Source organism: Salinicola sp. 4072 (assembly GCF_036663415.1).
In the GTDB taxonomy this organism is placed as follows: domain Bacteria; phylum Pseudomonadota; class Gammaproteobacteria; order Pseudomonadales; family Halomonadaceae; genus Salinicola; species Salinicola salarius_A.
The window spans coordinates 54,846-76,224 of the sequence record NZ_JAXOVV010000020.1 but is presented as its reverse complement, the minus strand read 5'-3'; the positions used below and the strand labels follow the sequence as shown (position 1 = coordinate 76,224).

The window sequence follows — 21,379 nt, the reverse complement described above, 5'->3', positions numbered from 1 at the left end:
TAGCCGATAGGATCCGGCCAATCCGCGCTGGCACCGGCGTTTCGCCGTCGCCTTCCGGCAGCGCCCCCGGCATGGCTGGCTATCGGGGGCGTGGCGTTTCCGTGGCATAATAGGCCGCTTCATGCATTCCCGGACGGTCGTTCTGTCATGTCGTACGTTTCTCCGACGCCTCATACCCCTGCCGCCGAATACGGCGCCGGTGCCCTGGGCACGCTCTACATCGTTTCCGCGCCCTCCGGCGCCGGCAAGACCAGCCTGGTGCGCGCCCTGCTCCAGCGCAACGCGGATATCGGCGTCTCGGTGTCTCATACCACGCGGGCGATGCGCCCTGGCGAGCAGGATGGCGTCAACTATCACTTCGTCAGCCAGCCCGAATTCGAGGCGATGGTCGAGCGTGGCGAGTTCTTCGAACATGCCTGGGTCTTCGACCGCCACTACGGCACCTCGCGGGTGGAGGTCGAGAAGCGCCTCGCCGTGGGCGAGGACGTGATCCTCGAGATCGACTGGCAGGGCGCCCAGCAGGTACGCGCGCAGGCCCCCGATGCCGAATCGATCTTCATCCTGCCGCCCTCGCGGGCCGCGCTCCAGGAGCGGCTTTCCGGACGCGGCACCGACGACGAGGCGGTCATCGCGCGGCGCATGCGCGACGCGGTCAGCGAAATGTCGCATTACGACGAGTACGAGCACGTCATCATCAACGACGACTTCGAGCACGCGCTGAACGAGCTCGAGTGCATCGTCCATGCGCGCCGTTCACGGCTCGACAAGATGCAGGCACGATACGCCGCCCTGCTCGAATCGCTGCTCAACGACGTCGACTGAGTGCCGCAGGGGAAATAACGGCCGCCCTGACCCCGGTCGTCACGGCGGGGCTCTCTTTGCCGGCAACGGCGCGCTCTTGTCAGAGATCACGCAACTCCAGTAGACTGCTCGGTCCCGCAGACCCCGTATTCCGGGGCGCGTCTACCCATTTTTTGGCAGCAGGGCTACCATCATGGCACGAGTGACCGTCGAAGATTGTCTGGAACACATCGAGAACCGTTTCAAGCTGGTAATGATCTCGTCCCAGCGCGCCCGTCAGCTCGCGCGCGGCTCCCGCGATGCGCTGCTGCCGTGGGAAAACGACAAGCCGACCGTCATGGCGCTGCGCGAGATCGCCACCGGTCAAATCGACGACAGCATCCTCGACGAGCCGGTCGAAGCCGCACCGCCGCGTCCGCGCCCCGAGCCGACCCAGGAATACGATATCTGAACCAGGCTTCCGGCGTGACCTGTATTCCGTGTCGTCGTCACGACCGCCACGGACCGGTTGCCGAACGGAACGTCGATAACGGGTTGTCAATCGGACCGTTAATTACATAGGGCAGGCGCGCCGCATGTTCACCATCGATGACCTGGCCGATCGCCTCGGCGGCTATCTCCCCGACGACGAGATTCAGCAGGTCAAGCGCGCCTTCTACTACGCCGAGCAGGCCCACGACGGCCAGCAGCGTCGCTCCGGCGAGCCTTACGTTACCCACCCGCTCGCCGTCGCCAATATCCTCGCCAACATGCACATGGACCATCAGAGCCTGATGGCCGCCATGCTGCACGACGTCATCGAGGACACCAGCGTCTCCCGGGAGGCGCTCGAAGCGCAGTTCGGCGAAGCCGTGGCGGAGCTGGTCGACGGCGTCTCGAAGCTGACCCAGATCACCTTCGAGGACAAGGCGGTCGCCCAGGCCGAGAATTTCCAGAAGATGGTCATGGCGATGTCCCGCGACATCCGCGTGATTATCGTCAAGCTCGCCGACCGCCTGCACAACATGCGCACGCTCGGCGCGCTGCGCCCGGACAAGAAGCGCCGGATCGCCCGCGAAACGCTCGAGATCTACGCCCGTATCGCCGGGCGGCTGGGTATCAACACCATTCGCGTCGAGCTCGAGGATCTCTCGTTCCAGGCGATCCACCCGATGCGGTCCGAGCGCATCAAGCGCGCGGTAGCGAGCGCCCGCGGCAACCGCCGTTCGACCATGCGCCAGATCCAGACCAGCCTGCAGCGTCGGCTCGACGAGGATGACCTCACCGGCAGCGTGGTCGGGCGGCAGAAGCATCTGCTGTCGATCTATCGCAAGATGCACGACCAGCGCAAACCGTTCGCCGAGATCATGGACGTGTTCGGCTTCCGCATCATCACCGACAGCGTCGACAACTGCTATCGCGTGCTGGGCGCGGTGCACAATCTCTACAAGCCGGTGCCGGGGCGCTTCAAGGACTACATCGCGATCCCCAAGGCCAACGGCTACCAGAGCCTGCACACCACACTGTTCGGCCCCAGCGGTATGCCGATCGAGGTGCAGATCCGCACCCGCGAGATGGAAGCGATGGCCAACAACGGCATCGCCGCCCACTGGCTCTACAAGGCCGGCCAGACCGAACGGCCCATCGCCGCCGGCAGCCACGCCCGCGCCCGCGAATGGGTTCGCGGCCTGCTCGAGATGCAGCGCCACGCCGGCGACTCGCTGGAGTTCATCGAACACGTCAAGAACGACCTGTTCCCGGACGACGTCTACATCTTCACCCCCAAGGGCGACATCATGGAGTTGCCGCAGGGAGCGACGGCGGTCGACTTCGCCTACAGCGTGCACACCGATATTGGCAACAGCTGCATCGCCTGCCGTATCGACCGCCATCTGGCACCGCTGTCGACCCCGCTGGAAAGCGGCCAGACGCTGGAGATCATCACCGCCCCCGGCGCGCGCCCCAACCTGGCTTGGCTCAATTTCGTGATCACCGCCAAGGCCCGTTCGGCGATTCGTCACGCGCTGAAGAGCCAGCAGCGCAGCGAGGCGATCCAGCTCGGCCGCCGCCTGCTCAACCGCGCCCTGGGCAGCTTCGAGACCAGCCTGGAAAAGCTGCCACAGGAACGGCTCTCGGCGCTGCTGGACGAGCTGGATCTCAAGGCCGAAGACGACCTGCTCGAGACCATCGGCCTCGGTACCCGCCTGGCGCACACCACCGCACGACGGCTGGTCGCGAACGATCTCCCTGTCGGGGCCAATGCCGGCGAGCATGACCCGGAACGGTTACTGGTGGATTCGCCGCACAACGGCCCGATCGTCATCAACGGCTCCGAGAGCATGGCCATCAGCTTTGCCCGCTGCTGCCACCCGCTGCCGGGAGACCCGGTGATCGGCCACCTGTCGATCGGCAAGGGGATCGTCGTCCACCGTCACGAGTGTGGTAACCTCGACGAGTTGCGCGACGATCCCGACAAGCTGGTCTCGTTGACCTGGTCGAAGCAGATCGATCAGGATTTCCCGGTCCCGCTGCGTATCGAAGTCGAGACCCGGCGCGGCCTGATCGCCGAACTGGCCAGCCTGATCACCGATGCCGACGCCAATATCGAGCGCATCGGCATCGAAGAACGCGACGCCAGACTCTCGATCGTCAACCTGACCATCCTGGTCAAGGGCCGCATTCATCTGGCGCGAATCATCAAGCGCCTGCGCAACCTGAATCACATCGGCCGCATCGTTCGCGCCCGAAACTGATCCGTGACGGCTGCCCCGCCGCGTCATGCGCGGCGGGGCAGCGTTTTTTCAAGATGTCATGTCATTAGAAAAGTATTCATGAAAAGGCACTGATTCAAAGAAACTGGAGGGTACGCCATGAGCAACAAAGCCGTGATCAACACCGACAACGCCCCGGCCGCCATCGGCCCTTATTCCCAGGCCATCAAGTCGGGTAACACCGTCTATCTTTCGGGCCAGATTCCGCTCGACCCCACCACCATGGAAATGGTCTCCGACGACTTCGAAGCGCAGGCCCGCCAGGTCTTCACCAATATGGCCGCGGTGTGCCAGGAAGCCGCCGGCTCGCTGCAGGATATCGTCAAGCTCAACCTCTACCTGACCGATCTCGACAACTTCGCCGTGGTCAACAAGGTGATGGAGGAGTTCTTCCAGCCACCCTTCCCGGCCCGTGCCGCCGTCGGCGTCAAGCAGTTGCCCAAGGGTAGCCAGGTGGAAGCCGAAGCAGTCATGGTCATCGGCGACTGAGCCCGGACGATTCAGACACCGCAGGCCATGTCGCAAGGGCGCTCAGACGCGAGCGGGCTCCGGTAGCTCGCCGCGCAGCTTGCTCACGTCCGTGCGCGGCGGCACGCCGAACATTCGGCTGTATTCGCGACTGAAATGGGATGGACTTCCGTACCCCACGCGGAAGCTGGCGGTGGCCGCTTCCATCCCTTCGGATAGCATCAATCTCCGCGCTTCATGCAGCCGAAGTTTCTTCTGAAACTGCACCGGCGACATCCGCGTGACCTGCTTGAAGCTGTGGAACAGCGATGACTCGCTCATGTTGACCATGTCCGCCAGCTCGCGAACGCGCAGCGGCTCGGTGAAGCGATCCTTGAGCACCGCGATCACTTTGGAAATGCGATGCGTCTGGGTATCGGCCACCGCGAACTTGCGCATGTGCAGGCCGATCTCGCCGACCAACGCACGATAGAAGATCTCGCGCCGCACCAGCGGTGCGAGAATGCGAATGTCCTGGGGTGAGTCGAGCAGATTCACCAGCCGCAACACTGCGTCCACCAGCCCCTTTTCCGCCTGCACCCGGCTTAGACCGCAAGCATTTTCGGGGCATTCCTGCGGTTCGACGCCAGCCAATCCTTCCCCCAGTTCCAGCACCAGATCGGTGACTTCCTGGGCTTCGACGGCGAGCTTCAGCCCCAGGTAGGGCCTTTCCGGTGAGGCATCGGTGACCTTGCCCAGTACCGGCAGGTGCACCGCCGACACCATGCAGCTCAACGGCCCGTAATGGATCTCGCGATCTCCCAGCCATACCGTCTTGCTCCCCTGCGCGATCAGGCAGAGAGAAGGGTCGTAGACCGTCGAGCCGATGCAGTTATTGACGGAAGAATTGGCGCGTATCAGCTCGAGTCCGGGCACCGCCGTGGTGGTCAGCCCCTCTTCCGGTGCCCATTTCTGAATCTGGCGAGACAGAGTATTCGCCAATTGGCCAATCTCATCATCCAGTGTTTCGAAAACAGGTTGAATGATACTCACGTCTCACCTCCTCGTTGGGCGACTGATTATTGTTTTTCGATAAAGCGCGAGTATAGGACAGTTAACCGGCATTTTGATGACAAAAATCGATCCCTGCAGGATCGGGCAAACTCTCTGAAGAAACAGGCAAGCGGCTGCCGATCTGCCTGCAGAGCGAACGCCGCTCTTACTGCCAATCAACGATTTCTACAGGATTGGGCAATCAAAGACGAGTAACCCGATAACGCCTGTGCGTGGCGAAATCCTACAGTGGTCGTCCATACCCGGTGCCCATGCTCCCCTCCCGACGGTCGGTGAAGCCGTTCTCGAGCTTTGCTCGCGAGATCCTTCTGGCGAATCGTGACCGGGAACAGTCAACGCGGAGTCAAAAAATGAACAAGCTCGACAAGAAACGCGTATCGAAGACGAGCCTGTGCCATGGTCTGGGCGTGGCGCTCTTCATCGCGCTGCTGACCGGCTGCGATGCCCATGGCGAGGCGGAAACCGCCAGTGCGCCGCCGCCTCCGGAAGTCGATGTGGCCACGGTACTGGTGGAGCCGGTCACGCTGCGCGAGACTTTCACCGGCCGCGTAGTGTCACCCCAGACCGTACAGGTCCGGCCACGGGTGAGCGGCTACATCGACGAGGTCGCCTTCGAGGAAGGCGAGCGGGTCGAGTCGGGTGACCTGCTATTCCGTATCGACCCCCGGCCCTACGAGGCTCGCGTCCAGGCCGCCAAGGCATCGTTGGCTCAGGCGCAGAGCCAGCGTCGGCTTACCGAGGTCGAGGCCGGCCGATCCCGCCAGCTGATCCAGAAAAACATGATCTCCCGAGAACAGCACGATCAGCGCCAGGCGGCGGCGCTCAACGCCCGGGCACAGGAAGCGGAAGCCGAGGCCACGCTGAGCAGTGCCGAACTGGATCTGCAATATACGCGTATTACCGCCCCGGTGACCGGGCGCACCGGCCGCGCCATGATCACCCAGGGCAACCTCGCCAGTGCCGACCAGTCGGTGCTGACCACGCTGGTGTCGGTGGATCCCCTGTATGTCTACTTCGACAGCAACGAAGCCGAGGCGCTGAGCGCGCAGACGCTCCTGGCCCAGGGCAAGGCCGCCACGCTGCATATCGGCCTGACCGGCGAGACAGGCTTCCCCCACCAGGGACAGTTGGATTTCGTGGACAACCAGATCAACGCGGATACCGGCACGCTGCGCTATCGCGCAGTTCTATCCAACCCGGATGGCGCCTTCAGGCCCGGCCAGTTCGCGCGCGTGGAGATGCCCGTGGCTCAGCTCGACGAGGCGATGCTGGTGAATCGCAAGGCGGTGCTCGCCAATCAGGATAGGCGTTTCGTCTACGTGGTCGGCGACGACGACACCGTGATGCCCCGTCAGGTGCAGCTCGGCCGTGAAGTGGGTGATCTGGTGGTGGTTCGCGAAGGCCTCCGGGCCGGCGAGCGGGTAATCGTCAACGGCACCCAGAAGGTGTTCGCTCCCGGCATGCCCGTCGCGCCGAACCCGATCGCCATGCGTGAGGCGAGCATGAGCAACGACGTCGCCATCAACCAACCCTAGGCTTTGTACGAAAACTGCCTGTGCTCGGCCATACGGCGTTAAAAATCAGCTCAAAGTACTCATTTACACCCGTAAACTCCGTCTTTTCGCTGATTTTTTGCCTTGCGACCCACAGGGAGGTGGGAAGTGCGTTGGCCCGTAGGGAACGGGCCTAGGGCTGGTCGTCGCTCGCCGACTTTTCGTACACACCCCAGCGCTTCCCGGCGTTTCACTCTCGAAAGCGCCTCTCCCCCCGGAACGACAAGACGCGGCGGGCATCGTCCCCGCCGCCCAGGAGCCAGTCGTCATGAATTTTTCCCGCTTTTTCGTGGACCGGCCGATCTTCGCGGCGGTGCTCTCCATCGTCATCTTCGCGGTGGGGGCGATTTCCATTCCCAACCTGCCGGTCGGCGAATACCCGGAGGTAGTGCCGCCCTCGGTGCTGGTTCGTACCACCTATCCGGGCGCCAACCCCAAGGAGATCGCGGAAACCGTGGCGACGCCGCTGGAGGAGGCGATCACCGGCGTCGAGGACATGATGTACTTCAAGTCCGTGGCCGGTTCCGATGGCGTCTTGCAGATGACCATCACCTTCCAGCCCGGGACCGATCCCGAACAGGCCACCGTGCGCGTCCAGAACCGGGTCAGCCAGGCGCTGGCGCGTTTGCCGGAAGCGGTGAGGCGGCAGGGTGTGACCACCCAGAAGCAGTCCCCCACCTTTCTGATGGTGGTGCATCTGGTCTCGCCGGATGACAGCTACGACACCCTCTACTTGCGCAACTACGCGCGCCTGCACGTGCGCGACCAGCTGGCGAAGATTTCCGGTGTCGGCGAGGCGCAGCTGTTCGGCGGCGGCGATTACGCCATGCGCGCCTGGCTGGATCCCGACCGCATCGCCTCCCATGGCCTCACCGCCGGCGACGTGGTCGACGCCATGCGCGAACAGAATGTCCAGGTCTCCGCCGGGCAGATCGGCGCCGAGCCGATGCCGGAAAGCGACTTCCTCACCCTGATCAACGCCAAGGGCCGTCTGTCCACCGAGCAGGAATTCGGCAACATCGTGCTCAAGGTCGGCGAGGATGGCGAGATCCTGCGACTCCGTGATGTCGCTCGGCTCGAGATGGGCGCGGGCGACTACACCCTGCGCTCCAGGTTGGATGGCAAGGACGCGGTGGCGATCGGCATCTTCCAGTCGCCCGGTGCCAACGCCCTGCAGATCCGCGACCAGGTGGTCCGGACCATGGACGAACTGGCCACCCAGTTCCCGCCGGGTGTGGAGTATCGCACCGTCTACGACACCACGCTGTTCGTCAGCGACTCGATCCGCTCGGTAATCCAGACGCTGCTGGAGGCGATACTGCTGGTGGTGCTGGTGGTGACGCTGTTTCTGCAGACCTGGCGTGCGTCGCTCATTCCGCTGCTGGCGGTGCCGGTCTCGGTGGTGGGGACCTTTGCGGTGCTGTTGTTGCTGGGGTATTCGATCAACACCCTGACGCTGTTCGGGCTGGTGCTCGCCATCGGCATCGTGGTCGACGACGCCATCGTGGTGGTGGAGAACGTGGAGCGCAACATCGGCCAGGGGCTGGCGCCACGCGCCGCCGCCCACCAGGCGATGCGCGAGGTGTCAGGGCCGATCGTCGCCATCGGCCTGGTGTTGTGCGCGGTGTTCGTGCCGATGGCATTCCTCTCCGGCGTCACCGGCCAGTTCTACCGCCAGTTTGCGGTCACCATCGCCATCTCCACGGTGATCTCCACCATCAACTCGCTGACGCTGTCACCGGCACTGGCCGCGATGCTGCTCAAGCCCCACGACGCGCCCAAGGACCGCCTGACCCGAGTGATCGACTTCCTGTTCGGCTGGCTGTTCCGACCGTTCAACCGTTTCTTCAACGCCAGCTCCAGGCGCTATCAGGGCGTGGTGTCGAGCAGCCTGCGCCGTCGCGGCGCGGTGTTCGTGATCTACCTGGTCCTGCTGGGATCCACCGGTTATCTGTTCCAACTGGTGCCGCCGGGATTCATTCCGGTGCAGGACAAGATGTACCTGATCGCCGGAGTGAAGTTGCCGAAGGGCGCCTCGCTGGATCGCACCGATGACCTGCTGCGCCAGGTGGTGGATATCGCCATGAAGACCGACGGCGTCGAACATGCGATCTCGTTCCCGGGACTCAACGCGCTGCAGTTCACCAACACCGCCAATACCGGGCTGGCGTTTCTGACCCTGAAGCCGTTCGATCAGCGCACCCGTACCGCGGCGGAGATCAACGCCGAGATCGCCGGCAAGATCAGTGGTCTCAAGGACGGCATCGCGTTCTCGTTCATGCCGCCGCCAATCCTCGGGCTGGGCAATGGCTCCGGCTATCAGCTGTTCATCGAGGACCGCGGCGGGCTCGGCTACGGCCCGCTGCAGGAGACAGTGACCGCCTTCCAGGGCGCGGTGGTGCAGACGCCAGGCATGAGCTATCCGATCACCAGCTATCAGGCCAACGTGCCCCAGCTCGATGCCGAGGTGGACCGACTCAAGGCCAAGACCCAGGGCGTGGCGGTGAGCGATCTGTTCGATACCCTGCAGACCTATCTGGGCTCCACCTATGTCAACGATTTCAACAATTTCGGCCGCACCTGGCAGGTGATCGCCCAGGCCGACGCCCCCTATCGCGACAGCGTCGAGGATATCGCCAGGCTGCGTACCCGCAACGCCCAGGGCGAGATGGTGCCGATCGGCTCGATGATCGATATCCACCAGAGCTTCGGCCCCGATCCGGTGCTGCGCTTCAACGGCTACCCGGCGGCGGACCTGGCCGGCGAAGCCGACCCGCGGGTGCTCTCCTCGCCCCAGGCGATGAGCGTCTTGACCGATATCGGCGCACGGGTACTGCCGGATGGCATCGACTTCGAATGGACCGACCTCAGCTATCAGCAGTCCACCCAGGGCAATGCCGCGCTGGTGGTGTTCCCGCTGGCGGTACTGCTGGTGTTCCTGGTGCTGGCGGCGCTCTACGAAAGCTGGACACTGCCGTTGGCGGTGATCCTGATCGTGCCGATGTGCCTGCTGTCGGCACTCGTCGGCGTCAGAATCTCCGGCGGCGATACCAACGTCTTCGTCCAGGTGGGCCTGGTGGTCCTGATCGGACTGGCCTGCAAGAACGCCATCCTGATCGTCGAATTCGCCCGCGAGCTCGAATTCCAGGGGCGCGGCGTGGTGGAAGCGGCGCTGGAGGCCTGCCGGTTGCGACTGCGCCCGATCATCATGACCTCGATCACCTTCACCGCGGCGGTGATACCGCTGGCGCTGGGTCACGGCGCCGGGGCCGAGGTGCGTCAGGCGCTGGGGATCGCGGTGTTCGCCGGGATGCTTGGTGTGACCCTGTTCGGCCTGTTCCTGACGCCAGTCTTCTACGTCGCGCTGCGCAAGCTGGCCGGCCCGCTCAGCCAGGATCACGGCTCGACGATGGAAGGCGAAGATCATCGGCCGAAAAACGACCCTGCGTGATCGAGGGGCAGGGCCACACCAGCCAACCGTTGGCAAGGAGGGATACGATGCGCCACCCTGCTGTCTACGCCACCGGGAGCCGACATCGTGACCGTTTCTCGCCGACTCTTTTTTGCCCTGTGGCCCGACGACGCCAGTCGCCAGGCACTGGCCGACGAGGCCGAACGCCTGGCGCCACTCTGCGGCGGCTACCCGCTGCCAGCGGAGAACATGCACATCACGCTGGCGTTTCTGGGCAGTGTCGACGCCCCGCGGCTGGAGGCACTCGTCGATCTGACCCGAGCGTGGCCGGCGCTGCAGGGCGAGTGGACGCTGGATCGGCTCGGGCATTTCCCCAAGCCCCGCATCGTCTGGGCCGGCAGCCAGACGCCGAATGACATACTCATGACGCTCAATGCCGAGCTCTGGCAGGCGCTGTCCCGCCACGGCTTCACCGCGCCGCAACGTGAATTCACCCCGCACGTCAGCCTGGTACGCCAGGCCGACCGTGCGGCACCCCAGTCACGGCTGCCCACGTCGATCCGCTGGCGCTTCGATCATCTCGCCCTAGTGGAGTCGCAGCTCGGCAACGGCGGCTCGCGCTATCGGACGCTGGCTGACAACATCGGCTGAGATCATGGCGATGATGGACGCGACTCGCCCTCGACGGCTTCGAGAAACGCCCCGGTATCGCCCTGAAATAGTGGCAGCATGCGGGCCAGCCGCTCGTGGGGCCAGTCCCACCAGGCCAGCGCCTCCAGGCGTGCCACGGTTTCGGGATCCTCGAAGCGTGGGCGCAGCGGGCGAGCGGGGTTGCCGACGACGATGGTGTAGGCGTCAACGTCCTTGGTCACCACGCTACCGGCACCGACGATGGCGCCATTGCCGATGGTGACGCCGGGCAGCACGATGGCACCGTGGCCGATCCAGACATCGTGACCGATCACGACACGATCCTCGGCGCGCCAGTCGAAGATCCGGTCGTCGACGCCCTGGTCGCTGCCGGCGAAGCCGAACTTGCCGGGGCGGTAGCTGAAATGGTGCAGCGTCGGCCGCCACCAGGGGTGATTGCTGGGATTGATGCGCACGCTGGAGGCGATCGACGTGAATCTGCCGATCTCGGTGAACATCAGGTCGCAATCGCGCTCGACATAGCTGTAGTCGCCGAGCGTGACGTGGTTGAAGACGCAGCGGTCGCCCACCTCGGTCCAGGCGCCCAGGCGACTCTCGTGGAGTTTCGCCGTGGGCGCGCTGGTGGGGGCGGCGCTCAAGCGCCGGGAAACGGGCTGTGAAGACATGAATCCCTCTCAGAAAAGAATGTCGCTGCCATCGGCAGCCAACTCCACGCCTTCCGGCAGGGTTCGCGACGTTGCCAGGAAGTCGGCGTCCAGTTCGTGACTGATGTGCGTCAGCCAGGCGCGAGACGGCTGGATTCGCTCGATGATCTCCAGCGCCATGGCGACGTTGTTGTGGTTGCGGGGCGCAATGTAGGAATCCGGATGGGTGGCATCGATCACCACGCCATGCGGCCGCCATTCGGTCAGGAAGCTTTCGGTGGCGCCGGGCAAGCCCACGGTATCGCACAACCAGGCCAGCCGATTGACGCCGTCGGAGAGCGCGTAGCCCAGCGTCGGCTTGCTGTGATTCAGCGGCAGCGGCGTGACCTCGAGCCGGCCCAGCTGCAAGGGCCGAAACGGCTTCAGGCCGGGCTGGAAGTCGAGAATGCCGGGGTTCTTGTGCAAATCGGCACAGCCTTGAGGATCTTTGGGACCGTAGACCGGAATCGATTCGCCCCGGCCCCAGCGCAGATGCAACAGCCCCTGCACATGATCGGCGTGATAGTGGGTCAACAGGATGGCGGCCGGGCGCTGACGCTCGCAGCGGGCGGCCAGATCCATGCGGCCGGCGTCGATCAGAATCAGGTCGCCATCGAGTTCGATCTCGCCGCAACAGGGCTCGCGGCGGTGGCAGCTCAGCAGCCGCGCCCGCTGGCAGGCCAGGCAGTCGCAGCCGAAGCAGGGAACCTGTCCGCTGTCACCGGTACCCGAAAAGCGCAGCTTCACGCCGGACCGTCCGCTACGGGCGTGGCGTCGAGCCAGGCTTCGAGCGCCTTCACGCCATGCGCCAGCTCGCCGCCGTTGTCGATTCGCGCAATATCGCCCAGCGCATCCTCACCGCCGCCGCGCGCCAGCCGCGCCTCGATCTCGGCCGGCGTCTCGCGCCCGCGAGCGATCAGACGCCGGCGCAGCACCTCGACATCCGCCACGACCAGAACCGGCATCAGGGCCGCGCCGAAGCGTCGACGGGCGCGCTCCAGCGCTCGCCGGCTGCCGTTGAGCACCACCGTGTGCCCCGCCGCCAGCCACGCTTCGATCTCGATCCCGACGCCGTAGTCGAGCCCATGCGCGCTCCAAGATAGGCAGAACAGCCCCTGCTCCCGCCGCCAGTGAAATGCCTCGCGGGAGAGTTCGATGCAGTTCTCCGCCCCGCCGCTGGCGCGCGTGATGTAGCGATGCGCCACCAGCGCGTCCGGGCGCCGTCGTGCCAGCTCGCGCAGCAGGCTGTCCTTGCCGACGCCGCTGGCGCCCATGACGTAGATCAGACGCGACATCTCGGACCTCTCGAAAAATACGCCATCAATGGACCTGTCTACCCGCAGACCAAACTCTCTGCACCACCGGATGATCGTCGATCAATCGCACCCGCAACAGATCGGCACGGAGCCCCGGCGCCAGGCGCCCACGATCGGTCAGGCCTACCGCTTCGGCCGGTATGCGTGTCGCGGTGGCGACCGCCCGGGGCAGCGCGTAGCCGTTCTCCATCGCCGCCACCTTGAACACCGCGTCGAGCAGCGCCGCCGGGTAGTAATCCGATGACAGGATATCCAGCACGCCCAGCTCGACCAGATCGGCAGCGGCGATGTTGCCGGAGTGGGAGCCGCCGCGGACGACGTTGGGTGCGCCCATCATCACCGCCATGCCGGCACGGTGGGAGGCCTCCGCCGCTTCGCGGGTGGTGGGGAACTCCGCGACTCGGGTGCCATATTCATGGCTTTCGGCGACGTGCTCGACGGTGGCGTCGTCGTGGCTGGCGATCGCCAGGCCCCGTTCGCGACAGCTGGCCGCGATGGCGCGGCGATGCTCGGCGCTGTAGCGCTGGCTGTTGTCGATCTGGGTCGCCATGAAGGCGTTCATCGCCGCGTCATCGAGCTGGTACTTGCCCTGATAGTAGACGCGATACGCCTCGAGGCTGGCGAACTGGCGCTGGCCGGGGGCGTGATCCATCAGCGAGACCAGGCCCAGCAGCGGTGACGACGACAGCTCGCCGAAGCGCACCAGCGTGTTCGGGTGACTCACCTCACAGCGCAGGTGCAGACGATGATCGACCCGCGCCAGACCGTCGTGAACGATCTGCGACAGGGCATGGCACATCTCGTCCAGTGCCCGGTGGCGCATGCTCTGCTCGTCGACGTCACCGATCGAGACCGCATCGAACACGGTGGTGATGCCGCTGGCCGCCATCTGGGCGTCGTGGGCCAGCGCCGCCTGACGTCCCGGCCATTCGACCTTGGGTCGCGGCTGGAAATACTTTTCCATGTTGTCGGTGTGCAGCTCGACCAGCCCTGGCAGCAGCGTGTCGCCTTCGCAATCGACGGCGCCCCCGGTCTGGCTCGCGCCATGGTCGATGGCGGCGATCCGGCCGTCGCGGATCACCAGCGTGCCGTCGATCACCTCGTCGTCGAGCACCAGCCTGGCGTTGGTCAGTACCTGTTCCTGCGTGCTCATGACAGCGTCTCCTGAGTGTTCTGGGTAACGGAAGCGCGGGCGCCGAGACTATCGTCCAGCGGCAGCAGGCGATCGGCGACGCGCTCGCGCACGTCCTCGTCGTGGAAAATGCCGAGCATCGCCGCGCCGCGGGCCTTGGCCTCGCCGATCAGGGTGATCACCACGTCGCGATTGGTGGCGTCCAGCGACGCGGTGGGTTCGTCGAGCAGCAGCAGCGGATGCTCGCCGATGAAGCCGCGGGCGATGTTGACGCGCTGCTGCTCGCCGCCGGAGAAGGTGCCGGGCGGCAGCTGCCACAGTCGCTCGGGCAGGTTGAGCCGGGCCAGCAGCGTCTCGGCGCGCTGGCGGGCCTCGTTTTCGTCGGCACCACGCGCCAGCAGCGGCTCCATCACCACATCGACGGCGGCGACCCGCGGTACCACGCGCAGAAACTGGCTGACGTAGCCGATCACGTCCCGGCGCAGGCCGTGCCAGGCGTAGGCCGGCAACGTCTCGAGGTCGAGTTCGCCATCCTCGAAATGCAGCCGGATGTGCCCGCGGTCGATGCGATAGTCGCCGTGAAGCATCTTCAGCAGCGTGCTCTTGCCGATACCGCTGCGACCGGCAAGCACCAGGCATTCGCCGGCGTCGAGGGTCAGCGAGAGATCGCGCATCACGTCGATCTCGAGCCCGCCCTGGCCGTGCAGCAGGAACCGTTTGTGCAGCCCATCCACCGTGAGGCGAGGTCGGGCGCGTTTCGGGGAAGCGCTAGTCTCGGAAAGCATCGGAATTCCTCCCTCAAGGTGTCAGCACGGATGAAACCAGCAGCTGCGTATACGCGTGCTGCGGATCGTCGAGGATCTGGTCGGTAAGGCCGGCCTCGACCACCTGGCCGCGGCGCATCACCATCAGGCGGTGAGCGAGCAGGCGCGCCACGGCGAGGTCGTGGGTGACCAGCACCACCGAAAGGCCCAGTTGGCGTACCAGCGTGCGCAGCATGTCGAGCAGGCGCGCCTGCACCGAGACGTCGAGCCCGCCGGTGGGCTCGTCCATGAACACAAGACGCGGCCGGGTGACCAGGGTGCGGGCGATCTGCAGGCGCTGCTGCATGCCGCCGGAGAAGGTGCGCGGGGCGTCGTCGATACGACCGGGGTCGAGCTCGACCTGGCGCATCCACTCCTGGCCGGTGGCACGCAACTGACCGTAGTGGCGCTGGCCCTGGGCCATCAGCCGCTCGCCGATATTGGCCCCGGCGGAAACGCCCATCCGCAGGCCATCGCGGGGGTTCTGGTGCACCAGCCCCCATTCGAGACGCAGCAGTGCTCGACGCCGTGCCTCGCCGATGGCGTAGAGATCGAGCTCGGCCTCATCCCTCTCCAACTCTCCCTTATCCAGCACGTCTTCTCCGGCGCCGGCTCGAGCGGCTTCGGACTCGTGAATAGCCCTTCGATAGACCACGCGTCCCGCATCGGGCGCTTCCATCCCGGCGAGCACGCGCAACAGCGTCGACTTGCCGGAGCCGGATTCGCCGACGATGCCCAGCACCTCGCCGGCATGCAGTTGAAAATCGATCGCCTCGCAGCCCTTGCCGGGACCGTAGAGGCGGGTGATGTCCTGAACGTCCAGCAGGACCGGGCGCTCCAGTGCCGGCTTCTTCATGCCACCTCTCCCCGTCGCGTCTGGCAGTAGTCGGTATCGGAGCAGACGAACATCCGCCCGCCCTTGTCATCGGTGATCACTTCGTCGAGATAGCTGTGATCGCTGCCGCACAGCGCACAGGTGTGCTCCCAGCTCTGGACCTCGAACGGATGGTCCTCGAAGTCGAGGCTCTCGACCCGGGTGTAGGGCGGGATCGCGTAAAGCCGCTTCTCGCGACCGGCGCCGAACAGCATCAGCGCCGGGTTGCCGTCGAGCTTGGGGTTGTCGAACTTGGGGATCGGCGACGGGTCCATCACGTAGCGCCCGTCCACCTTGACCGGGTAGGCGTAGGTGGTGGCGATATGGCCGTAGCGGGCGATGTCCTCGTAGAGCTTGACGTGCATCACGCCGTACTCCTCCAGCGCGTGCATCAGCCGCGTCTCCTGCTCGCTGGGCTCGATGAAGCGCAGCGGCTCGGGAATCGGCACCTGGAACACCAGGATCTGGCCGCTTCGCAGCGGCGTCTCGGGAATCCGGTGGCGGGTCTGGATGACGTCCGCCGCGGTGGTGGCGGTGGTGGTCTCGACGCCGGCCACGCGCTGGAAGAAGTGGCGGATACTGACCGCATTGGTGGTGTCGTCGGCACCCTGGTCGATCACCTTGAGAATGTCGTAGGCACCGAGAATGCTCGCGGTGAGCTGCACACCGCCGGTGCCCCAGCCGTAGGGCATCGGCATCTCGCGTCCGCCGAACGGTACCTGATAGCCGGGAATCGCCACCCCCTTGAGCAGCGCGCGGCGGATCATCCTTTTGGTTTGTTCGTCCAAATACGCGAAGTTATAACCGTCCACGTTAGCGCTCCTCCTGCTGGGGGCTGGCGGTGTCGCGGGTGCCGTCGAGTTCAGCCTGGCGTGCGGCATGCTCGCGTCGCAGACGGCGCAGCAGATCGAGCTCGGACTGGAAGTCGACGTAGTGCGGCAGTTTCAGGTGCGAGACGAAGCCGGAGGCGTCGACGCTGTCGGCGTGGGCCAGCACGAACTCCGCCTGCTGGGCGGGGCCGATGATCGGCTCGCCCAGCTCCTCGGCGCGCAGGGCGCGATCGACCAGCGCCATCGCCATGGTCTTGCGCTCGTTGTGGCCGAAGGCGAGGCCGTAACCGCGCGTGAACTGCGGTGCGGCCTCGCGCGAGCCGCCGAACTGGTTGATCATCTGGCACTCGCTCAACGCGATCTCGCCGACGCAGATCGTCTCGTCCCACTCGTCGACGTGGATCTCGACCTCCACCTGACCCAGGCGAATCTCGCCGGCAAACGGGTGGTTGCGGCCGTAGCCGCGCTGGGTGGAGTACCCCAGCGCCAGCAGGTAGCCCTCGTCGCCGCGGGCCAGCATCTGCAGCCGGGCGGCACGGTCCATCGGGTAATCGGGCGGATCGCGGGTGATGTCCGCAGGCTCACTGCCGTCGTCGATCTCCTGCTCCACCAGGCCTTCGTCGTTGAGCAGCTCCAGAATCTGCGGGCACGCCTCGGCTTCGGTAACCTCTTCGCGAATCTCGGCGGCCGGCACCTCGGCACCGGCCAGCTGCAGGAAGTCGAGCAGGCGGTGGGTGTAGTCGTAGGTCGGCCCCAGAATCTGGCCGCCGGGGATGTCCTTGTAGGTGGCGCTGATGCGGCGCTCGATGCGCATGCTGGCGGTGTCGAGCGGCTCGCTGACCGCCAGTCGCGGCAGCGTGGTGCGATAGGCGCGCAGCAGGAACACGGCTTCGGTGAGATCGCCGCTGGCCTGCTTGAATGCGAGCGCGGCGAGTTCGGGATCGTAGAGCGAGGCTTCGCTCATCACCCGGTCGACGGCCAGCCGCAGCTGGTCACCGACCTGGGCGACCTCCAGTTCCGGGCGATCGCGATCGCCGCGGCGGCGGTCGGCCAGCCAGCGATGGGCGTTGGCAATCGCCTGCTCGCCTCCCTTGACGGCTACGTACATCAGTTCGTCTCCTGAGAATCGGCGCGAGCCTCGACACTCGCAATTCGGGTGCTGCGGGGAATCGCCGCCAGCTGCGCGCCGCAGCCGAAGATGGCGTCCAGCCCCTGCGGAAAGCTGGCACGGTTGCCGGCCAGGCGAGTCATCAGTGCCCGGCAGCCGGCGCCGTCACCGATATCGAGCACCCGCGACTCGGCGATGCCGGGGCCGCTGAGCCGCCAGCCGTGGTCTGCGTCGTCGGCACCGTTCGAATCGTTTTCCAGCCGCTCGACGGCGACCAGCAGCGTGGTACCGCGATCGGGATAGGTGTCGCTGCCCACCGCGAAAGGTGTCTGCGGATCGAAGGACTCGTGGGTCAGCAGCGCGAAATCGGCACTCGCCGGGTCATCGGTGATTCGCGCGCCGGTGTGGAAGGTTAGCGCCTCGCGCAGGGCCGGCGAGTCGAGGTCGGCGGCGATCCAGACGCGTGTCTCGAGGTCGCAAAGCGTCAGCACCACGCCCCACAGTGCGGCGCCCAGCGCGTCACTCGGCGCCACCTGGGGCGGTGCCGGCAGTGCCAGCGTGGTCAGCGTGCCCGGCTCGGAAAGCGCGCCGAGAATCTGGCGAAACAGACGCTGACTGTCGTGGGCGGGGTCGGCCAGCCCAGGCCAGACGAGATCCCTCGTCGTTTCCGTCTTTACCGTCATTGCTTTGTCCATCGTCACTTTCTCCATCGTCATTCGCCCGTGCTCACTCGCCACGTACTCATTCACCACGTGCTCACTCGCCACGTACCTATTCACCACGTACGAGGGTGAAGAAGTCGACGCGGGTGGCGGCGGCGGTGGCGGCATCGCGGCGCTGACGCTCGGCCAGTTCCTCGGCCAACGGCGCGAGCACGTGCGTCTCGAGCTTCTGCTGCCATTCGGTGTGCTGGGCGACGGCATCGGCCAGTGCGATCAGCTCGGCGTGGCGGTGGTCACGGCCCCGTACCCAGCCGTGGCCGAGGGTGCCGTCGTCGAGGGCGACGCTGGCGCGGGTCAGGGTCATCTCGCCGAGATGGAAGGCGTTGCCGGTACCGCCGGTGCGGCCCTTGAGCATCGCCATGCCGGCTTCCGGGCCGCGTACGCAGCGGTGTGCGGGCACTGCATCGAGCGCCGTCCAGCACGCCTCGATTCGCTCGCGGGTAGAGAGCGCCAGCAGCCGCTGACGCGCGCCTCGTGATGTGTCGTTCATGACGCAACCTCGTCGGTGTCGAAATCCATGGGGTCGATGTCGAAATCAACGTGATAGGAGAGCCGGTCGGCACGCGCCCGGCCCATCGAGATTTCCACCAGCGCGCCGTCGGCATCGGTGTTTTCGCTGGTCATCAGCAGCAGCGGTGCGTTGAGCGGACACTGCAGCCAGCGGGCGTCGTCGCGGGTGGCGGTTGCGGCATCGATGCGCACCCGGCGCCGGTGAAGCCGCAGGCCATAGTGCTGACCCAGCAGGGCGCGGGTGGAACCGCCGCGATAGCGCTCCAGCCAGCCCGGCACGCGCTCGGGATCGAACCAGTGGCGCAGCCGCATCAGCGGGGCATCGTCGACGTAGCGCACGGTATCGACCCGCAGCAGCGGCTCGTCGGCGGGGCGGCCGAAACGCAGCGCGATCGCCTCGGGGGGCGTCTCGAGCCCCTGTTCGAGACAGCAGGTATTCGAAGGCAGACCGAGGCCGGCCAGATTCTGGGTCACCTTGCTGCCGGCGCTGACGGCGTAGTCGAGGCGACGATCGACCACCTGGGTGCCGCGTCCCTGGTGGCGCGTCACCAGGCCGGCGGCGACCAGCTCGTCCAGCGCCCGGCGTACCGTGTGGCGATTGACCGCGAAGCGCTTGGCCAACTGGGCCTCGGTCGGCAGCAGATCGCCGGGGGCGTAGTCGGCGCGCACTTCGCGCACCAGCACTTCGGCCAGTTCGCGGTAGCGCGGCATCGTCAAAATTTGTCTAGACATCATCGGACCCAAAAAACCGGGGGAAGCCCCGGCATCAGATGAAGCGTTTGCGAACACGCTGCGACGCCATATCGAGCAAAGTGACGGCAACGATGATCACCAGCATGATCGTGGCGGTCTCGGTGTACTGGAATCCGCGCATGGTCTCCCACAGCGAGACGCCGATTCCGCCGCCGCCGACCATGCCGAGCACCGTGGCGGAGCGAATGTTGGACTCGAAGCGGTACAGGCTGACCGAAATCCACAGCGGCAGAACCTGGGGGATCAGGCCGAAGATAATCTCTTCCAGTCGCCCGGCGCCGGTGACGCGAACGCCTTCCATCGGCCCGGCATCGGTGGCTTCCACCGCTTCCGAGAACAGCTTGGCGAGCACGCCGGTGGTGTGGACGAACAGCGCCATGGTGCCGGCGAACGGCCCCAGGCCGACGGCGACCACGAACAGCATCGCGAACACCAGTTCGTTGATCGCGCGGCACGCATCCATCAGGCGTCGTACCGGCTGGTTGATCCACCACGGCGCTAGGTTGTCCGAGGAGAGCAGGCCGAACGGGATGGCGAACAGCACCGCCAGCAGCGTGCCCCAGATCGCGATCTGGATGGTCACCAGCATCTGGTCGATGTAGTGATCGAGACTGCCGAAGGTCGGCGGCACGAAGTCGGCGGCGAGCGTGGCCATGTTGCCGGCGTTGCTGACCAGCAGGCCCGGGGCCATTTCGGCGCCCTGCCAGGCCCAGCCGAGCACGCCTGCGGCAACCGCCCAGCCTAGCAGCGTGGTCCAGCTGCGCTTGCCGGCGCGGGCTTGCATGTCGAGGGAAGAGGCGCTTTGCATGTGCGTTGTCCTGACGAAGAGATCGATGAGGATCGGAGCTCGATCGTCGGCGGCAGGTCGAAGAGTCGATCTGCCGCCGGCCGGGAGCGGAACCTCAGTTGGCCATTGCCGTGGTGTTGTCGGCCTGCTCGGCCTGCGCGGCTTCGCGGGCGTCCATGCGCTGGTTCAGCGATTCGAGGCGAGCGTCGATATCCGCGAGTTGCTGCTGCTTCTCCTCGGCATCGATCGAATCGTCGGCGGCGAGCTGGGCGCGCTGCTTGAACAGGGCGAGCTGACGGATCGGCAGCAGTTGGTCGTTGTCGGAAGCGGCAAAACCGGACCACTGCAGCGGTTCGAGAATCTGCTTCTGCTTGTCGGTATCGCCGTAGCTCAGGAAGAACTGGCGCAGCTCGTCCTTGGTTTCCTGCGGTAGATCGGTACGCCAGACCAGCGGATCGGAGGGGATCAGCGGCGACTTCCAGATCACCTTGAGCTGGTCGGCCTTGTCGGGATGAGTGATCTCCAGGCGCTCCATGCTTTCGGTGTTGAACGTCGCGACATCGACCTGGCCGTTGGCCACGGTCAGCGCATTGGTCTCGTGATTGGAATTGAGCGTGCGCTTGAACGCGGTGGCGGGATCGACGTGGTTCTTGGCGAAGACGTAGTAGCCCGGTACCAGATATCCCGAGGTAGAGTTGGGATCGCCGTTGCCGAAGGTCAGCTCGCCGGCGTGATCCAGCACTTCGTCGACTGAGTCGTAGGGGCTCTCCTTGTTGACGATCATCAGGCTCCAGTAGCCCGGCGCGCCATTGGCGGCGACGGTCTGGGCGAAGATCTCGCCACCGGCGCGATCGACTGCTTCCATTGCCGACTTGTTGCCGTACCAGGCGAGATCGACCTTGTCGAAGCGCATCGCCTGGATCACCGCGGCGTAGTCGGTGGCGAAGAACGGCTGGACCTCGACGCCCAACGCCTCGGACATGTCATCCAGAAACGGCTGCCACTGGGTCGACTGGTTGGAACTCGATTCGGTGGAGATGATGCCGAAGCGCAGCGGCTCGTCGGCGGCCTGGGCCGAACTGACGGCCAGCGTGGTGCCGAACAGGCCGAGTCCGGCGATCAGCGGCAGGGCCGCACGGCGTAGACGGGATGAGATCATGTCGTTTCCTCGAA

At 65.6% G+C, this 21,379-nt stretch carries 21 protein-coding genes; 7 read left to right on the top strand and 14 right to left on the bottom strand.

Annotated elements, in window-relative coordinates; translation table 11 throughout:
• Positions 1 to 147 precede the first annotated feature (147 nt).
• The 4 genes from gmk (at position 148) to R3F72_RS13750 (ending at position 4,040) form a co-directional block, all read left to right on the top strand.
• The gene (gene gmk, locus R3F72_RS13765; RefSeq protein WP_087720645.1) at positions 148 to 822 is read left to right on the top strand and encodes a guanylate kinase; all 675 of its coding nucleotides are present in this window, start codon (positions 148 to 150) and stop codon (positions 820 to 822) included.
• A gap of 172 nt (positions 823 to 994) precedes the next feature.
• Positions 995 to 1,252, top strand: coding sequence for a DNA-directed RNA polymerase subunit omega (gene rpoZ / locus R3F72_RS13760; protein WP_087720644.1), 258 nt, complete (start codon positions 995 to 997; stop codon positions 1,250 to 1,252).
• Positions 1,253 to 1,376: 124 nt separating this feature from the next.
• Entirely contained in the window at positions 1,377 to 3,533 is a 2,157-nt protein-coding gene (locus R3F72_RS13755) for a RelA/SpoT family protein (RefSeq protein WP_087720643.1), read from the top strand.
• Positions 3,534 to 3,650: 117 nt separating this feature from the next.
• Positions 3,651 to 4,040, top strand: coding sequence for a RidA family protein (locus tag R3F72_RS13750; protein WP_087720642.1), 390 nt, complete (start codon positions 3,651 to 3,653; stop codon positions 4,038 to 4,040).
• 42 nt (positions 4,041 to 4,082) lie between these two features.
• Here the strand turns inward: R3F72_RS13750 and R3F72_RS13745 are convergent, their stop codons facing one another.
• Positions 4,083 to 5,051 carry an AraC family transcriptional regulator gene (locus R3F72_RS13745; protein ID WP_087720641.1) on the bottom strand — a complete coding sequence of 323 codons (969 nt, stop codon included), beginning with the start codon at positions 5,049 to 5,051 and terminating at the stop codon, positions 4,083 to 4,085.
• A 371-nt stretch (positions 5,052 to 5,422) separates the two neighbouring features.
• Between R3F72_RS13745 and R3F72_RS13740 the strand changes: the two genes are divergently transcribed.
• From R3F72_RS13740 to thpR, 3 genes are all read left to right on the top strand, one after another.
• A complete protein-coding gene (locus R3F72_RS13740; RefSeq protein WP_303853211.1) occupies positions 5,423 to 6,607 on the top strand; it encodes an efflux RND transporter periplasmic adaptor subunit in 1,185 nt (394 codons plus the stop codon).
• Positions 6,608 to 6,893: 286 nt separating this feature from the next.
• Positions 6,894 to 10,076, top strand: coding sequence for an efflux RND transporter permease subunit (locus R3F72_RS13735; protein ID WP_332779928.1), 3,183 nt, complete (start codon positions 6,894 to 6,896; stop codon positions 10,074 to 10,076).
• Positions 10,077 to 10,163: 87 nt separating this feature from the next.
• The gene (gene thpR / locus R3F72_RS13730; RefSeq protein ID WP_179208935.1) at positions 10,164 to 10,688 is read left to right on the top strand and encodes an RNA 2',3'-cyclic phosphodiesterase; all 525 of its coding nucleotides are present in this window, start codon (positions 10,164 to 10,166) and stop codon (positions 10,686 to 10,688) included.
• Between the two features lie 2 nt (positions 10,689 to 10,690).
• On the opposite strand, the gene R3F72_RS13725 is transcribed toward thpR, so the two are convergent.
• The 13 genes from R3F72_RS13725 to phnD all read right to left on the bottom strand — a co-directional run bounded on the left by R3F72_RS13725 (position 10,691) and on the right by phnD (position 21,365).
• Positions 10,691 to 11,353 (bottom strand): DapH/DapD/GlmU-related protein, encoded by a 663-nt coding sequence (locus tag R3F72_RS13725; RefSeq protein WP_087720118.1) that lies wholly within the window; start codon positions 11,351 to 11,353, stop codon positions 10,691 to 10,693.
• Positions 11,354 to 11,362: 9 nt separating this feature from the next.
• On the bottom strand, positions 11,363 to 12,118 hold the full coding sequence (phnP, locus tag R3F72_RS13720) for a phosphonate metabolism protein PhnP (protein ID WP_087720119.1): 756 nt from the start codon (positions 12,116 to 12,118) through the stop codon (positions 11,363 to 11,365).
• Positions 12,115 to 12,666, bottom strand: a complete 552-nt coding sequence (phnN, locus tag R3F72_RS13715) for a ribose 1,5-bisphosphokinase (protein ID WP_087720120.1) — start codon at positions 12,664 to 12,666, stop codon at positions 12,115 to 12,117. The genes phnP and phnN overlap by 4 nt, the downstream gene beginning before the upstream one ends.
• Before the next feature lie 25 nt (positions 12,667 to 12,691).
• Positions 12,692 to 13,840, bottom strand: a complete 1,149-nt coding sequence (locus R3F72_RS13710) for an alpha-D-ribose 1-methylphosphonate 5-triphosphate diphosphatase (protein ID WP_087720121.1) — start codon at positions 13,838 to 13,840, stop codon at positions 12,692 to 12,694.
• Positions 13,837 to 14,604 carry a phosphonate C-P lyase system protein PhnL gene (phnL, locus tag R3F72_RS13705; protein ID WP_071230459.1) on the bottom strand — a complete coding sequence of 256 codons (768 nt, stop codon included), beginning with the start codon at positions 14,602 to 14,604 and terminating at the stop codon, positions 13,837 to 13,839. The genes R3F72_RS13710 and phnL overlap by 4 nt, the downstream gene beginning before the upstream one ends.
• A gap of 13 nt (positions 14,605 to 14,617) precedes the next feature.
• Positions 14,618 to 15,478, bottom strand: a complete 861-nt coding sequence (locus R3F72_RS13700; protein ID WP_071230460.1) for a phosphonate C-P lyase system protein PhnK — start codon at positions 15,476 to 15,478, stop codon at positions 14,618 to 14,620.
• Positions 15,475 to 16,308, bottom strand: coding sequence for an alpha-D-ribose 1-methylphosphonate 5-phosphate C-P-lyase PhnJ (locus R3F72_RS13695; protein WP_071230461.1), 834 nt, complete (start codon positions 16,306 to 16,308; stop codon positions 15,475 to 15,477). Before R3F72_RS13695 ends, R3F72_RS13700 begins: the two co-directional genes overlap by 4 nt.
• A 1-nt stretch (position 16,309) precedes the next feature.
• Positions 16,310 to 17,434, bottom strand: a complete 1,125-nt coding sequence (locus R3F72_RS13690; protein WP_071230462.1) for a carbon-phosphorus lyase complex subunit PhnI — start codon at positions 17,432 to 17,434, stop codon at positions 16,310 to 16,312.
• Positions 17,434 to 18,117, bottom strand: coding sequence for a phosphonate C-P lyase system protein PhnH (gene phnH / locus R3F72_RS13685; protein WP_071230527.1), 684 nt, complete (start codon positions 18,115 to 18,117; stop codon positions 17,434 to 17,436). The genes R3F72_RS13690 and phnH overlap by 1 nt, the downstream gene beginning before the upstream one ends.
• A gap of 88 nt (positions 18,118 to 18,205) precedes the next feature.
• Positions 18,206 to 18,646: a phosphonate C-P lyase system protein PhnG gene (gene phnG / locus R3F72_RS13680; RefSeq protein ID WP_071230463.1), complete on the bottom strand. Its 441-nt coding sequence runs from the start codon at positions 18,644 to 18,646 to the stop codon at positions 18,206 to 18,208.
• Complete coding sequence (gene phnF / locus R3F72_RS13675) at positions 18,643 to 19,398, bottom strand: phosphonate metabolism transcriptional regulator PhnF (protein ID WP_170835841.1); 756 nt, start codon at positions 19,396 to 19,398, stop codon at positions 18,643 to 18,645. Before phnF ends, phnG begins: the two co-directional genes overlap by 4 nt.
• A 34-nt stretch (positions 19,399 to 19,432) precedes the next feature.
• The gene (gene phnE, locus R3F72_RS13670) at positions 19,433 to 20,227 is read right to left on the bottom strand and encodes a phosphonate ABC transporter, permease protein PhnE (RefSeq protein WP_071230465.1); all 795 of its coding nucleotides are present in this window, start codon (positions 20,225 to 20,227) and stop codon (positions 19,433 to 19,435) included.
• 94 nt (positions 20,228 to 20,321) lie between these two features.
• The gene (gene phnD, locus R3F72_RS13665; RefSeq protein ID WP_071230466.1) at positions 20,322 to 21,365 is read right to left on the bottom strand and encodes a phosphonate ABC transporter substrate-binding protein; all 1,044 of its coding nucleotides are present in this window, start codon (positions 21,363 to 21,365) and stop codon (positions 20,322 to 20,324) included.
• Positions 21,366 to 21,379 lie beyond the last annotated feature (14 nt).